Source organism: Roseovarius sp. THAF9, assembly GCF_009363715.1.
GTDB lineage: Bacteria > Pseudomonadota > Alphaproteobacteria > Rhodobacterales > Rhodobacteraceae > Roseovarius.
This window is the reverse complement of sequence record NZ_CP045404.1, coordinates 3,664,625-3,678,147: the sequence shown is the minus strand read 5'-3', so window position 1 is coordinate 3,678,147 and position 13,523 is coordinate 3,664,625. Positions and strand designations below refer to the sequence as shown.

At 65.5% G+C, this 13,523-nt stretch carries 19 protein-coding genes; 9 read left to right on the top strand and 10 right to left on the bottom strand.

The annotated features are described in order from the left end of the window. Positions 1 to 16 precede the first annotated feature (16 nt). The 10 genes from trmD to ffh all read right to left on the bottom strand — a co-directional run bounded on the left by trmD (position 17) and on the right by ffh (position 6,565). Positions 17 to 817 carry a tRNA (guanosine(37)-N1)-methyltransferase TrmD gene (gene trmD, locus FIU86_RS18065; RefSeq protein WP_152476351.1) on the bottom strand — a complete coding sequence of 267 codons (801 nt, stop codon included), beginning with the start codon at positions 815 to 817 and terminating at the stop codon, positions 17 to 19. A gap of 31 nt (positions 818 to 848) precedes the next feature. Further along, a complete protein-coding gene (locus FIU86_RS18060; protein WP_152476350.1) occupies positions 849 to 1,664 on the bottom strand; it encodes a hypothetical protein in 816 nt (271 codons plus the stop codon). A 2-nt stretch (positions 1,665 to 1,666) separates the two neighbouring features. Then, the gene (gene rimM / locus FIU86_RS18055; protein ID WP_152476349.1) at positions 1,667 to 2,173 is read right to left on the bottom strand and encodes a ribosome maturation factor RimM; all 507 of its coding nucleotides are present in this window, start codon (positions 2,171 to 2,173) and stop codon (positions 1,667 to 1,669) included. Next, positions 2,170 to 2,319 (bottom strand): hypothetical protein, encoded by a 150-nt coding sequence (locus FIU86_RS22640; protein ID WP_172977550.1) that lies wholly within the window; start codon positions 2,317 to 2,319, stop codon positions 2,170 to 2,172. The genes rimM and FIU86_RS22640 overlap by 4 nt, the downstream gene beginning before the upstream one ends. Positions 2,320 to 2,413: 94 nt before the next feature. Further along, positions 2,414 to 2,830 carry a 30S ribosomal protein S16 gene (gene rpsP, locus FIU86_RS18050; protein WP_152476348.1) on the bottom strand — a complete coding sequence of 139 codons (417 nt, stop codon included), beginning with the start codon at positions 2,828 to 2,830 and terminating at the stop codon, positions 2,414 to 2,416. An 80-nt stretch (positions 2,831 to 2,910) separates the two neighbouring features. After that, positions 2,911 to 3,210, bottom strand: a complete 300-nt coding sequence (locus tag FIU86_RS18045; RefSeq protein WP_152476347.1) for a chorismate mutase — start codon at positions 3,208 to 3,210, stop codon at positions 2,911 to 2,913. Next, complete coding sequence (locus tag FIU86_RS18040) at positions 3,203 to 3,805, bottom strand: GNAT family N-acetyltransferase (RefSeq protein ID WP_152476346.1); 603 nt, start codon at positions 3,803 to 3,805, stop codon at positions 3,203 to 3,205. The genes FIU86_RS18045 and FIU86_RS18040 overlap by 8 nt, the downstream gene beginning before the upstream one ends. A 1-nt stretch (position 3,806) precedes the next feature. Continuing rightward, a complete protein-coding gene (locus tag FIU86_RS18035) occupies positions 3,807 to 4,349 on the bottom strand; it encodes a GNAT family N-acetyltransferase (RefSeq protein WP_152476345.1) in 543 nt (180 codons plus the stop codon). Beyond that, the gene (locus tag FIU86_RS18030; protein WP_152476344.1) at positions 4,346 to 4,915 is read right to left on the bottom strand and encodes a GNAT family N-acetyltransferase; all 570 of its coding nucleotides are present in this window, start codon (positions 4,913 to 4,915) and stop codon (positions 4,346 to 4,348) included. Before FIU86_RS18030 ends, FIU86_RS18035 begins: the two co-directional genes overlap by 4 nt. A gap of 144 nt (positions 4,916 to 5,059) precedes the next feature. Next, positions 5,060 to 6,565, bottom strand: coding sequence for a signal recognition particle protein (gene ffh, locus FIU86_RS18025; RefSeq protein WP_152476343.1), 1,506 nt, complete (start codon positions 6,563 to 6,565; stop codon positions 5,060 to 5,062). Positions 6,566 to 6,929: 364 nt separating this feature from the next. Here ffh and FIU86_RS18020 point away from each other — a divergent pair, with 364 nt between their 5' ends. From FIU86_RS18020 to FIU86_RS23060, 9 genes are all read left to right on the top strand, one after another. Further along, the gene (locus FIU86_RS18020; RefSeq protein ID WP_152476342.1) at positions 6,930 to 8,228 is read left to right on the top strand and encodes a hypothetical protein; all 1,299 of its coding nucleotides are present in this window, start codon (positions 6,930 to 6,932) and stop codon (positions 8,226 to 8,228) included. A gap of 30 nt (positions 8,229 to 8,258) precedes the next feature. Next, positions 8,259 to 8,795: a prolyl-tRNA synthetase associated domain-containing protein gene (locus FIU86_RS18015; protein WP_152476341.1), complete on the top strand. Its 537-nt coding sequence runs from the start codon at positions 8,259 to 8,261 to the stop codon at positions 8,793 to 8,795. A 234-nt stretch (positions 8,796 to 9,029) separates the two neighbouring features. Next, a complete protein-coding gene (locus FIU86_RS18010; protein WP_152476340.1) occupies positions 9,030 to 9,392 on the top strand; it encodes an AtpZ/AtpI family protein in 363 nt (120 codons plus the stop codon). After that, complete coding sequence (locus FIU86_RS18005) at positions 9,382 to 10,161, top strand: F0F1 ATP synthase subunit A (protein WP_103762901.1); 780 nt, start codon at positions 9,382 to 9,384, stop codon at positions 10,159 to 10,161. The genes FIU86_RS18010 and FIU86_RS18005 overlap by 11 nt, the downstream gene beginning before the upstream one ends. 94 nt (positions 10,162 to 10,255) lie before the next feature. Further along, positions 10,256 to 10,492: a F0F1 ATP synthase subunit C gene (locus tag FIU86_RS18000; RefSeq protein ID WP_057790696.1), complete on the top strand. Its 237-nt coding sequence runs from the start codon at positions 10,256 to 10,258 to the stop codon at positions 10,490 to 10,492. Positions 10,493 to 10,699: 207 nt separating this feature from the next. Then, positions 10,700 to 11,251: a F0F1 ATP synthase subunit B' gene (locus FIU86_RS17995; protein ID WP_152476339.1), complete on the top strand. Its 552-nt coding sequence runs from the start codon at positions 10,700 to 10,702 to the stop codon at positions 11,249 to 11,251. Positions 11,252 to 11,256: 5 nt separating this feature from the next. Continuing rightward, positions 11,257 to 11,817: a F0F1 ATP synthase subunit B gene (locus FIU86_RS17990; RefSeq protein ID WP_152476338.1), complete on the top strand. Its 561-nt coding sequence runs from the start codon at positions 11,257 to 11,259 to the stop codon at positions 11,815 to 11,817. Positions 11,818 to 11,960: 143 nt separating this feature from the next. Further along, on the top strand, positions 11,961 to 12,539 hold the full coding sequence (locus tag FIU86_RS17985) for a methanogen output domain 1-containing protein (RefSeq protein ID WP_152476337.1): 579 nt from the start codon (positions 11,961 to 11,963) through the stop codon (positions 12,537 to 12,539). Continuing rightward, entirely contained in the window at positions 12,536 to 13,495 is a 960-nt protein-coding gene (locus FIU86_RS23060) for a GGDEF domain-containing protein (protein ID WP_152476336.1), read from the top strand. Before FIU86_RS17985 ends, FIU86_RS23060 begins: the two co-directional genes overlap by 4 nt. Positions 13,496 to 13,523: the final 28 nt, after the last annotated feature.

Genomic DNA, 13,523 nt, shown 5'->3' with positions numbered 1-13,523 from the left:
AAAAGAGCGTATCGGATTACGGGTCTTCGCTCAATGTCAGTGCCGACCAGAGGTCGGGTCGTCTTTCCCGCGTCAACTCCTCGGACTTGGCCTTGCGCCACTTGGCGATCTCGCCGTGGTGGCCGGACATCAGCACGTCGGGGATCTTGCGCCCCTGCCATTCGGCGGGGCGGGTGTAGTGCGGATGTTCCAGAAGGCCGTCGGAGAAGCTTTCCTCTTCCGTCGAGCTTTCGTTGCCCAGCACGCCGGGCAGTAGGCGCACTGTGGCGTCGATCATGGCCTGCGCCGCGATATCGCCGCCGGTGAGGACGAAATCGCCGAGCGAGACCTCTTGAATGTCGTAGTGGTCGATGACCCGCTGGTCGAGGCCCTCAAACCGGCCGCAGATCATGGTCACGCCGGGCCGGGTGGCCCAGTCGCGGGCCATGCCTTGGGTAAAGGGCGTGCCGCGCGGGCTGAGATAGACCAGCGGCGCACCTTTGGGCGCCTTGGGCAGGGCGTGGTCGAGGGCGCGGCCCATCACGTCGGCCCGCAGCACCATGCCGGCACCGCCGCCGGCGGGGGTGTCGTCGACATTGCGGTGCTTGCCCTCACCGAAAACGCGCAGGTCGATCGTGTCGAGTTGCCAGAGACCGTCCTTCAGCGCCTTGCCGGTCAGGCTGTGCCCGAGAATGCCCGGAAAGGCGTCGGGCAGCAGGGTGATGATCTGCGCCGACCAGGCGCGGGCGAGGCGTTCGGGGCCGTTCATCAGGCTGCGCGGTTTCAGCGACGCGGTGATCGACTTGCGGCCGTGGGATTTCGAGGCGGGGTCGGACATGGGGCTATGTGCGGTGCAAACCCGGGCGGCGTCAAGCGGGCGTGGCCCGGGTCTGGCGCGTGGCGCCGGCGGCGCGGTAGCGTTTGAGCACGTCGCGCTTGGCCTCGGCCAGCTCGGCGTCGGACAGTGCGGAGCGGTTGAGCGCCAGTAGCTCCTCGGCCGCACCCTCGGGCTGGACGTTATGGGCGGGCAGCGGCGCGAGGCCGTCGCGGGGGACGCCGAGATGGTCGAGCGCCACGCCGAGCGGGCCGAGCGGATCGGTGCCGCACTCTTCGATCGGCGCGTCGAGCACGGTCGCGCGCTGACTGACACGTTCGTCGACGCTGTCGACGATGGTGTCGAGGTCGGCGGCGCTGGACAGGTGGGTGCGGTAGGTCTCGAAATCCTCGGTCAGGCGCAGGGCGCGCAGGTTCTGCCACCAGACGCTGCGCTGCCAGTCGCGGGGCGCGCGCGTGGTGAACAGCACGCCAATCGGGGCTTCGGGACCGAAATGAGCGGCGAGCACGGCGGTGGCGACGTTCATCAGGGGTGCCGCGGCGGCGTAGGTTGTGACGCCGTGATTGCCGGGGATGTAGCCGCAGAGATCCTCGGAGGTGATCATCAGCGCGCGGGGCTCGTCCGCATCGGTGTCACGGATCGCGGCAGTGAAGGCTTCGGCAAAGCGGCGCAGGTCGGCCTGTTCCCGGTAGGCCGAGAAACGTTTGGCCATGCGCGTGGCGTCGATGAGGTCATGGGTGAAGATCAGGCGCAGGTGGGGACGCAGGGTGCGCTGCACTTCCGCCGCGCCGCGTTGCAGGGAGGACGTGCCGGTCTTGTGAAAGCCCGGATGCAGCAGGATTCGCGGCATGCTCAGAAGAGCCCCTCGGGCGGATCGGCGATGATGCGGCCTGAGGCGAGATCGACGGTGGGCACGGCCTCGAGCGTGAAGGGCAGCAGGACGGTGGACTTGAGCCCCGGCCCGTGGATTTCAAGGATGTCCGATGCGCCGTGGTTCAGGACCGACTTGACCCGGCCCAGCGAGGTGCCGCCGGTGTCGAAGACCTCGAGCCCGATGAGGTCGGCGTGGTAGTATTCGTCGTCCGGCAAGTTGGGCAGGCGGGCGCGGTCCACGAACAGGCGCAGGCCGCGCAGGGCTTCGGCCTGTTCCTTGGTGGCGACGCCGGAGAGGCGGGCGATCAGGGCCCCCTTGGTGGTCTGGCCGGTGAGGGTGATCGTGAAGCTCTGGCTGCCGTCCTCGGATGTGACGGGGCCGTAGGTGGCGATATCCTCGGGCGTGGCGGTGAAGGATTTCAGCCGCAAATCGCCCCGGACGCCGAATGCGCCGGCGATGGCGCCTATGCAAATGCGGTCGGTCATTGCTGGCCCCCCGTGACCAGGCAAAGCCCGTCGGTGGGCAGGCCACCCTGCGCCGTGCAGGCCTCGGACACGTTGTGGCGTTCAAAGAAGACGCCCGCGACGAAGGTCAGGGAACTGAGAACGAAAAGGCGGATCAGGCCGAACATTGCGGATGTCCCGAAAGCGAAAGCGGTGCGTGCCGCCCCGGGCGACGGGCGCGGTGGCGGCACGGTTTTCTTGTCGCCGAAAGCGGCGGGCGGATCAGCTTTCGCCGGTTTCTTCCGCGGCGGCCTCTTCGGCCGGGGCTTCCTCGGCCGGAGCGTTGGCGGCTTCTGCCGCTTCGGCGGCCTTGGCGGCTTTCTCTTCGGCCCGTTCCTGGGCTTTCTTGCCCGGCTCGGCCTTTTTCATGTTGGCGCGCTCTTTCTTTTCCAGCACGCCGGCGGCTTCGAGGAAGCGCGAGACGCGGTCGGAGGGTTGTGCGCCGTGGTCCAGCCAGTGCTGAACGCGCTCCATGTTCATCTTGACGCGGTCTTCGCTGTCCTTGGGCAGGAGCGGGTTGTAGGTGCCCAGCTTCTCGATGAAGCGGCCGTCGCGCGGCATGCGGCTGTCGGCGGCGACGATCGAGTAGTGAGGGCGTTTCTTGCTGCCACCACGGGCAAGGCGGATTTTCATGGCCATTGGTGTTCTCCTTTTGAATGGCGTTGCTGTAGTGGGGTGAAACCCCACCCTACGGGTTGGTCTGGCGGGAGGATCCCGCGTCAGGTCTGGTGTTGCTTGTGGTGCTGAATGACTTCAGCGATGATGAAGTTGAGGAATTTCTTGGCGAATTCCGGGTCGAGGTCGGCGCGGTGCGCCAGGTCTTCGAGCCGTGCGATCTGGGCCGCCTCGCGGGCGGGATCGGACGGGGGAAGGTCGTGTTCGGCCTTGAGCGCACCCACGGCCTGGGTGTGTTTGAAGCGCTCGCCCAAGGTGTAGACAAGGATTGCATCGAGACGGTCGATGCTTTCGCGATGCTCCTTCAGAAGGGCCGCGGCGCGGGAGGTGGTTGCGTCAGTCAATGGGCATCCCCTTCGGTTTGAAGAGCGGGTCGCTGTAATGGCCGATTTCCAGTTCGATCCCGTCGCGGATCTGGCCGGATTTGAGCGTTTCGGGCGACGGGTGACGGTAGACCGCGTCGGAGCCGTCGATGCTGGGCGCCTCGTGGTCCTTGGTGCAGCCCAGCCGTTCGGCGAGGCGGATGGAGTCGAGGTTCTTGGGGTCGATATAACTGACCGCGCCGTCCCAACCCTGCGCATAGAAGTGATCGCGCACCTTGTGCGTGGCTTCGAGCGCGTAGCCCTTGCCGGCCTTTTCGGGCCAGATGATCCACGCGATTTCGCGCTCCGGCCACTTGGCGGGGAACCAGCCGCCGGCCATGCCCACGGTCTCGCCGGTGTCGCGCAGGTGGATCATCCACATCCCGTAGCCGCGGATTTCCCAGTGGCCGATCTCGGCGGCGTAGAGCATCCACGCCTCGTAGGGGTTGAGCGGGCCGCCCATAAAGCGGGACCGGTAGGAGGCGAAGGTGGCCTTGAAATCGGGATAGTCCTCGGACGCGGGGCCGCGGAGCACGAGGCGCTGGGTTTCCAGCATGGGGATGTCGCGATGTCCCATCTCAGGCCTCCGCCGGGTGTATTGAGGGATGGGCCACGCGTGGGTGGCGCCAGACCTGGCAGGGTTTGCCCAGAAGGGTGCCGTCGCGTTCGTGCTGCGCGCCGAGGCGGTCTGCGAGGCGTATAGAACGGGCGTTGGTGGCGTCGATATATGAGATGACGCCGTCGAGGCCGAAATAGCGTGCGGCGTGTTCGCGGGCGGCAAGCGCGGCTTGGTAGGCATACCCCTTGCCCTCGAACCCGTCGTAGATATGCCAGCCGAGTTCCGGCTCGTCCCAGCCGTCGTTCAGGATCATGCCGACGCGGCCCGCGATCACGCGGGATTCTCGGTGTTCGATCATCCACATGCCGTAGCCGCGCAGGGCCCAGTGGCCGATGGCGGCCATGAAGGCGCGCCAGCTGTCCCAGCGGGTGTGCGGGCCGCCGACGAAGGACGCACGGTCGGACGTGCCGAAGGCGGCGAAGGCCTCGAAATCGGTCTCGTCATAGCCGCGCAGGATCAGGTCCTCGGTCTGCAGCACGGGGATGTCGACGGTGATTTTCATGCGTAGGCCTCGGGGGAACCGTCGGCGTCGCAATCGAGCCCCAGTTCGGACGGGCCGGGATGACGGTAGAGGTAATCCTCGCCCATCTCGACATTCTGGTAGGTCTTCTCGTACTGCGCGCCGAGGCGTTCGGCCAGCGCGATGGAACGCGTGTTGCCGGGCACGATGTTGGACGTCAGCGTGGTCAGGCCAAGGTCCTGATAGGCCCAGCGGCGGGCGCGTTCGGCGCCCTCGAAGGCGATGCCGCGGCCCTCGAACCCTTCATAGACGACCCAGCCAAGTTCCGGTTCGGGCCAGCCCTCGGGCGCCCAGATGCCGGTGATTCCGCAGGGCTGGCCGGTTTCCTTCCATTCCATGGTGAAATAGCCGAAGCCGTGCAGCGCCCAGTGGCCGATGGACATGGCAAACCAGCGCCAGGCGCGCGACATGTTTTTTTCCGTGCCGAACCCCCAGGAGCGGTCGCGGTCCAGCAGGAACCCGGCCAGCGGTTCGAAATCGCTGGCTTCCGGGCCGCGCAGGACGAGGCGGTCGGTCTCGATCCGGGGGATGTCGAGGCGGAGGGTCATGCGGCACCTGCCGTGGGTCTGGCCAAAAGGACGCGCTGCCGCGCGGCTTTCATACAAAGGGCTGCGCCGTGACGCGCCGGGGCGGGCCGGGGCGTGGGCGGCAAGGGCCGGATTGAGTATTTGGGGCAAGAAAAAGCCATGCGGTTACTTCTTCTTCCCGAAGCCGGAGAGGCCGGGGGGCAGTTGCGAACCGCCGCCGCCCATGCCGGGAAAACCGCCGCCGGGCATGCCTTTGCCCATTTGCTTGGCGGCTTTTTCGAGCGCCTTTGGGTCCATGCCCTGGGCCATGTCCTCGGGCGAGGGGCCGCCTTTGCCGAACATGCCTTTCATGGCCTGTTTCAGCATGCCGCCCTTGCCCATCTTCTTCATCATGTCGCCCATCTGGCGCTGCATTTTCAGAAGCTTGTTGAGCTCGGAGACTTCCAGCCCCGCGCCCTGCGCGATGCGTTTCTTGCGGCTGGCCTGCAGGAGCTTGGGGTTGGCGCGTTCTTTCTTGGTCATGGAATTGACCAGCGCGATCTGGTGGGCGATGACCTTGTCGTCGATGCCAGCACCTTCCATCTGCTTGGCCATCTTGCCCATGCCGGGCATCATGCCCATCACACCTTCCATGCCGCCCATCTTCTGCATCTGTTCAAGCTGCATCTTGAGGTCGTTCATGTTGAACTGCCCCTTCTGGAAGCGGCGCATCATCTTTTCGGCCTGTTCGGCCTCGATGGTTTCCTGCGCCTTCTCGACGAGGGAGACGATGTCGCCCATGCCGAGGATGCGGCCCGCGATGCGCTCGGGCTCGAAGGTCTCGATGGCGTCCATCTTTTCACCCAGGCCGACGAAGCGGATGGGTTTGCCGGTGACCGCGCGCATCGAAAGGGCCGCACCGCCGCGGCCGTCGCCGTCCATCCGGGTAAGCACGACGCCGGAGACGCCGATCTTGTCGTCGAATTCGGTGGCGACGTTGACGGCGTCCTGGCCCGTCAGGCCGTCGACCACCAGAAGCGTTTCGCGCGGGTTGGCGACGTCGCGAACTGCCGCCGCCTGGGCGATCAGTTCCTGGTCGATATGCAGGCGACCGGCGGTGTCGAGCATGTAGATGTCGTAGCCACCCAGACCCGCCTGCGTCTTGGCGCGCTTTGCGATGGTGACGGGGTCCTCGCCCTTGACGATGGGCAGGGTGTCGACGCCGATCTGGCGGCCGAGGATTTCGAGCTGTTCCATGGCCGCGGGGCGGTTGACGTCGAGCGAGGCCATGAGCACGCGCTTGCCATCGCGGTCCTTGAGGCGCTTGGCGAGCTTGGCGGTGGTGGTGGTCTTGCCGGAGCCTTGCAGGCCGACCATGAGGATCGGGGCAGGCGGGTTGTCGATTTTAAGCGCGCCGGGGTCCTCGGAGCCGGTGAGCGTGTCGACCAGCGCGTCGTGCACGATCTTGACGACCTGCTGGCCGGGCGTGACGGAGCGGGTGACGGCCTGGCCGGTGGCCTGCTCCTGCACGCGTTTGACGAAGTCGCGGGCGACGGGCAGCGAGACGTCGGCCTCGAGCAGGGCCACGCGGACCTCGCGCAGGGCGGTCTTGACGTCCTCTTCGCTGAGCGAACCTTGTTTCGTCAGCCGGTCGAAGACGCCGGAGAGACGTTCGGAAAGATTTTCAAACATGCCTCGGCCTCCTTCGCCGGTTTCTGTCATGCCGTCCCAACATAGGGATGACGGTTCAAACGATAAACGCCCCCACGGCATTCAAACGAGAAGCGCCCCCACGGGCGACACTCGCTGGTGGGGGGCGATCCCGGGCCGCGCCCAAGGGACCGGAAGAGCGCTGTCTTCCGTGATGTTGGGCGGCTGATAGGCTTTTGCGGGGGGCGAGTCAATATAGTGCAGCGCGTCGGGCCGGACCTGGCGGCACTGGTGCTGATGCAGGACCGCCACCGCGCGAGGCCAGCTGACGTCATGGACGTGTAAGGCGTTGGCAGGGTGCGTCGGGCAGGGATAGACTTCGGCCATTGCTTTAGGGGATTTCGCGATGGAAGCGCTGGTTCTTATCTTTGCGGAGATCATCCTGGCGTGCATGGCGCCGGTGATCGCCATATTGGGCGCCGTCGTGGGGGCGGTGATCGAAGGCATCTTTCTGCTGTTCGGCGGGGTGTTCGCGGAATGGGTCCAGGCCCGGCGGGCGCGGCGTGCCTCGGCCAGGGGCAAATCCTCGCCGCCACGCAAGCCTTTGATCCCGCGCAAGGTGGTGCATTGGGTGGCCGGCGGCAGCGCGGTGCTGGGCGTGCTGGGGGTCGTGGCGACATACGTGTTTTTCCAGCCGATCCTGCGAACGGTGATCGAGATCGCGAGCGAGAAGGCGGGGATGAGCGTGAGCTATGCCGGGGCCAGCGGATCGCTTCTGGGAGGGCACGTCGTGCTGGAAGGGCTGGAGATGGCGCGGGCGCACGAGACCGGGCTAGCCTTCGATCTGCGCGTGGCGCGGGCGGAGGCGGATGTGGACCTGTGGAGCCTCTTGGGCGACACGCCGCGGCTGGAGCTGGGGCAGGTCGCGGGGGTGGAAGGGTATGTCATCCCGCCGCGTCCCAAGGAGGAGGCGGCGGGCGAGGACGGCCGCCTTCCCAAACCGCGCCGGGCGTTCAGGGCCGACAGGCTGGCGGTCGAAGGTGTCGACGTCGAGATCCGGCCACGCGGGAAAGAGCCCTACGCGCTAGCGATCGAGACCGGAGAGGTGGCGCCGTTCCGGAGCGGGCTGGCGTTGTTCGACTTGCTGTTCCGGTCGAACCTGAAGGCCGAGGTGGCGGGCCAGCCGCTGTTGGTGGAGACGCGCGAGATCACCGAGCAGGGGCGCGAGACGCGCTGGGCCTTCGAGGACGTGGACGCGGCACAGCTGAAGCGGCTGGTGCCACGCGCGCCGCTGACATGGATCGACGAGGGCCGGGCGACGGTGATGGTCGAGGACCGCTGGAGCCTGTCTGAGGATTTCGTCGACATGAACTGGCGGCTGGCGGCGCGGGACATGACGGTGAGCGTGCCCGAAGGCGCGGCGCGCACCGAACGTATGCTGGCCGGTGGCCTGGGCAAGCTGGTGGCGCTGCAGGGCGGGAACGCGGAGTTCCGGTACCAGTTGCAGCTGGATGCCGAGGAGATGGCGCGATTGCGGGAGGGAGACATCGATCTTTTTTGGGACACGGTGCTGGCTGGCGTGATGGAAGGCGGGATTTTGCGAGAGGATGACGTGTCCGAAGCGCCTGAAGAGCCGACGGAGGAGAAGCCGGGGGCTATTGACAGGCTGAAGTCGTTCTTCGAGAAGGACGACCCGGCGGAATAGCCGCCTTTCCCGGTCAAGGAACCCTTGGATATGGTCGATGCCTCTTCCGCCTTTCAGGACAGCTTGCCCGTGAGTTCCGATGACCTGCTGGCGCGGATGCGCGCGGCGGGCCTCGATTTCGAGTTTTACGAGCATATCCCCCTGCGCACGGTCGAGGACGCCAAGACGGTGCAGGGCGGGGCCGTTCCGGCAGGCGACGGGCGGATCGACATCAAGAATTTCTACCTGCGGGATCGCAAAAAGCGGAACCACCTTGTGGTGCTGGAACAGGACCGGGAGGTGGATCTGAAGGCGCTGGGTGCGCAGATGGGCGTTGCGGGGTTGTCCTTCGGCTCGGCGGAGCGGTTGATGGAGTTCCTGGGCGTGCGGCCCGGCGCGGTCAGCCCGCTGGCGATGGTCAACGGGGCCGGGGCTGGCGTGCAGCTGTGGATGGACGCGGCGGTGCGGGACGCGGGGTTCGTCCATGCGCATCCGCTGGTCAATGACCGGACGGTGGCGATCCGGCCTGCCGATCTGGTTGCGCTACTGGAAGAGTGGGGCGCCGACCTGGCTTGGCTGGAGCTTTAGGGCCGGCGGCGGAGTTTGAGTATTTGAGGAACAGTGAAAACGGGGCGGTGCGCACAATCTCAACCGCTTGGTTGAATATGCGGAATCCGGTTTGCGGGGCGCGATAGGGGCTGCGGCGCAGCGGCGCAGATCGGTAAATCATAGCTTTATCAATGGGTTGATGAGGGTCGCCGCGAGCTTGACTCGGAGCCGGGTGCGGCATAGCAACAGCGCAACGGTTCCGGAGGGGCAAACGTGGATGATCCTGACCGACACGAGCGGCTGAAGCGGCTTGAAGACAGGATCAACGCGCTGAAAGGCGTGGATGCGCCGACGCCCCACATGGAGAACCACTATTCCCAGGCGCAGCTGGCCTGGCGGATGGTGATCGAGCTTGTGGCTGGTCTGGGGATCGGCTTTGGCATGGGGTACGGGTTGGATTACCTGTTCGGGACAATCCCGATCTTCCTTGTGCTGTTTACATTGCTGGGCCTTGCGGCGGGCATCAAGACGATGATGCGCAGCGCCAACGAGATCCAGCTGAAGAATGCGGCGGAAACGCTGGACGCAGAGCGAGCCCGAGAGGGTGACGAGAAGAGGATGACAGATGGCCACTGAAGCGCATGGCGAAAGCGAAGGGCTGGTATTCCACCCGATGGATCAGTTCATCATCAAGCCGCTGGCGGGCGACGGCCCGGTGGGCCTGTTCACGATCACCAACGTCACGCTGTGGATGGCGTTGACCTGCCTGGCCGTGTTCGCGCTGATGGTGCTGGGCACGTCCGCAAGGTCGGTGATTCCGGGCCGCATCCAGTCGGTCGCCGAGTTGGCCTATGGATTCATCCGCAAGATGGTCGAGGACGTGGCGGGCAAGGACGCGCTGCCGTACTTCCCCTATATCATGACGCTGTTCATGTTCATCGTCTTCGCCAACTTCCTTGGCCTGATCCCGGGATCGTTCACATCGACCAGCCATATCGGCGTGACCGCCGTGATGGCGATGATGGTGTTCATCGGCGTGACCGTGCTGGGCTTCGTCAAGAACGGCGCGAGCTTCCTGAGCCTTTTCTGGATCAGCTCAGCGCCGCTGGTGCTGCGGCCGATCCTGGCGCTGATCGAGGTCATTTCCTACTTCGTCCGCCCGGTCAGCCACTCGATCCGTCTTGCCGGCAACATGATGGCGGGCCACGCCGTGATGAAGGTGTTTGCCGCCTTCGCGCCGCTGGTGCTGATCTCGACCGGGGTGGGCCTTGTGGTGACGCCGCTGTCGATCCTGGCGATCACGGCGGTCTACGGGCTGGAGGTGCTGGTGTCGTTCATCCAGGCTTACGTATTCACAATCCTGACCTGCGTGTACCTGAAGGACGCGCTGCACCCGCATCATTAGGAGATAGCGTGGGTTGTCACCCACCCTACGGCGGCGGTTTCCGGCGCCTGCAACCAACAACAGATCACTGAATTCCATCGTAAGGAGAAAAGACATGGAAGGCGATATCGCACAAATGGGTCAATTCATCGGCGCGGGCCTTGCGTCTGTCGGCATGGGCGGCGCGGCCGTCGGTGTGGGCAACGTGGTCGGCAACTACCTGGCCGGTGCCCTGCGCAACCCCTCGGCCGCCGGTGGCCAGACCGCGACCATGTTCATCGGTATCGCGTTCGCGGAAGCACTGGGGATCTTCTCGTTCCTCGTCGCGCTTCTGCTGATGTTCGCCGTCTAAGCCAGACGGATGTGATCCTTACGGACCGGGGCGAGGGGCTTTGTGCCTGTCCCCCGGCGTCCGCAAGGAAAGCCCGACCGGCCTTTTGCCGCGTCCGTATAGCGGGCCTGGCACCACGACACGAACATTGAGCCTTGCGCAGCCCCGGTGCCGGACATTGGCCGGCAAACCTGATACAAGGGGGCAGGCGCAACAAGGAGAACGCAGATGGCGACCGATACCCTAGGAGAAGGTGCTGCCAGCGCTTGCGTCGACGCAGGCGGTGGAGCAATCGGCCTTCCCCAGCTTTGCCCGGACTGGATGGGCAACCAGATCTTTTGGCTGGTCATCGCGCTGATCGTGATCTTTTTCATCCTGTCGCGCATCGCGCTGCCGCGGATCGCGGCGGTGCTGGCCGAGCGTCAGGGGACGATCACCAACGACCTGGCCGCGGCGGAAGACCTGAAGGAAAAGGCCTCTGACGCCGAAGACGCCTATAACAAGGCCCTCGCCGATGCCCGCGCGCAGGCGCAGGAGATCATTGCCGAGGCCAAGGCGGAGATGAACGCGGAGCTGGAAGAGGCCACCAAGAAGGCCGATGCCGAGATCGCGGCGAAGACCGCCGAGGGCGAAAAGGCCATCGCGGAAATCCGCGCCTCCGCCATGGAGAGCGTCAAGGAAGTGGCCAAGGACACCGCCAAGGAGCTTGTCGCCGCCATGGGCGTCAAGGCCGATGCGCGGACCGTCACGTCGGCCGTCAATTCGCGGCTGAAAGGGTGAGCGCCATGAAACAGTTGATCGCAACCCTGACTGCCATGGTTGCTGCCAGCCCCGCGCTGGCCGCTACCGGGCCTTTCTTGTCGCTGGGCAACACCAACTTCGTGGTGATGCTGGCCTTCATCCTGTTCATCGCGCTGCTGGTCTACCTGAAGGTGCCCGGCAAGATCGGCGAGATGCTGGACAAGCGGGCCGACGGCATCAAGTCGGAGCTGGACGAGGCGCGCGCGCTGCGCGAGGAGGCACAGACCTTGCTTGCGAGCTATGAGCGCAAGCAGAAGGAAGTGCAGGACCAGGCCGACCGGATCGTGGCCCATGCCAAGACCGAAGCCGCCGAAGCCGCCGAGCAGGCCAAGAAGGATCTGGAAGTGTCCATCAAGCGCCGGATCAAGGCCGCCGAGGAGCAGATCGCCTCGGCCGAGGCCAGCGCCGTGAAGGACGTCCGCGACCAGGCGATTGCCGTGGCCGTGGCCGCCGCCAAGGACGTGGTCGCCAAGAATATGACCGAGGAAGACAACAGCAAGCTGATCGATCAGTCGATTGGCGAGGTCGAGGCCAAGCTGCACTGACGCCTCTGCAAATCCGAAAATGACAAGGACCCGGTGCCGAAAGGTGCCGGGTCTTGTTTTTCTGCATAGGCCTCAGTTCGATTTACCGGATCTTAAGAAAGACCCTCTTCTCTGCATCTTAACGTGTCTTAAGGAGCAGGGATTTGGACGGAGTAAACGGTATGGAAGACGGTCTGGCGCGGGTGGACGCGGCGGACGGGCCAGTGCGAGTGACGGCGGATGACGGGTCTGCGCCCGCACTCGCCCTTGAACCTTGCGGGTTTTTCAACACGATCAGTGCGACATTGGCCGGAACGCTGGAAAATACAATCGGGCTGGAGGATGCATCGGCCTTTGTCGGTGTGGTCGGGGACCAGATGGGCGAGGACATCAGCCAGAAATACGCCTGCGCGGCGGGCGGTGACCTGTCGCAAGACCCCGAGGCTCTGGCGCGGATCCTGGTGGATTTGAAAGCAAGGCTGGGCGGGACATTCGAGATCGAGTCCTGCGACGACGGCGAGATCGTCCTGACCAACGGGCGGTGTCCGTTCGGCGCGCAGGTCTTCGGGCGCAGCTCGCTTTGCATGATGACGACCATGGTCTTCGGCCGCGTGGTGGCGGATCGCAACGGGTATGCCAGCGTGAAGATCGAGGAATCGCTGGCGATGGCGCATGACCGCTGTCGCGTGCGGGTCCGATTGGTCGATGACCGGGAAGGTGACGGGGTCGAGTTCTTCAGATGACGACCGATCCAAGGCTGGCAGGTGTGGGGATCGCGCTGGACGCGCTGTCACAGGCGGCGATGGTCGTCGACGCGACCGGGACCATCCTGCTCGACAATCGGCCGGCGCGGGCGCGCTACGCGACGGGGCGGCCCGGCGGGATTGTCGATCTGGCCGCCGCTTCGCGCGGGCAGGTGCTGGCAGAACTCAGGCGCGTGGTGCGGACCACGGGCGCGTCGTTTCTGCGACTCTGCCGCGACGGACATGCGACGGGCGTGTTCAAGCTGAAACGGCTGGACGGCATGTGTCCGGCGCAGAATCGGCTTATCCTTATGCTGGAGGATCAGAACGCGGTGATGGTCGGCAAGATCCTGAAAGCGAGCGAGCTTGTGAAGACGCGGGATGGTGCGCTTCAACTCAGCAAGCGGCGGGAGGAGGACCTGCGCCGCGAGGCGCGAAGGCTGCGCGAGCTGGGTCGGATCGATCCGGTGACCGACCTGCTGAACCGGCGCGCCTTTGAAGAGGCGGTGCGCAACGGTCTGCGCAGCGGGCCCGGCGCACTGCTTTTCTGCGACCTGGATGATTTCAAGGCCGTGAACGACCGGCTGGGCCACCGCGCGGGGGACTGCGTGTTGCAGCAGGCCGCGCTGCGGTTGCGCGACGTGTTCCAGGCGAACGGGATCTGTGGACGCATCGGCGGGGACGAGTTTGCGGCTTGGCTGCCCGCGGTCGGACGGGCCGAAGCGGCGGTCGGCGCGGATGCGGTGGTGCGGTCCTGCGCGGAGCGTTTTCCCCTTGGCGAAGGGGAGCAGGTGGCAGTCGGCGTTTCCGTCGGGGTGGCCGTCGCCCCCGAGGATGGTGGCGACTTCGAGGCGTTGATGGCCTGTGCGGATATGCGGATGTACGCCGAAAAGGCGCGGTTGCGGGTCTGTGACTGGCCAGACGCGCGTTCAGCGCCTCCCCGGATCGAGGCCTGACAGGACAAGGGAGGGTTCAGACGAAAAA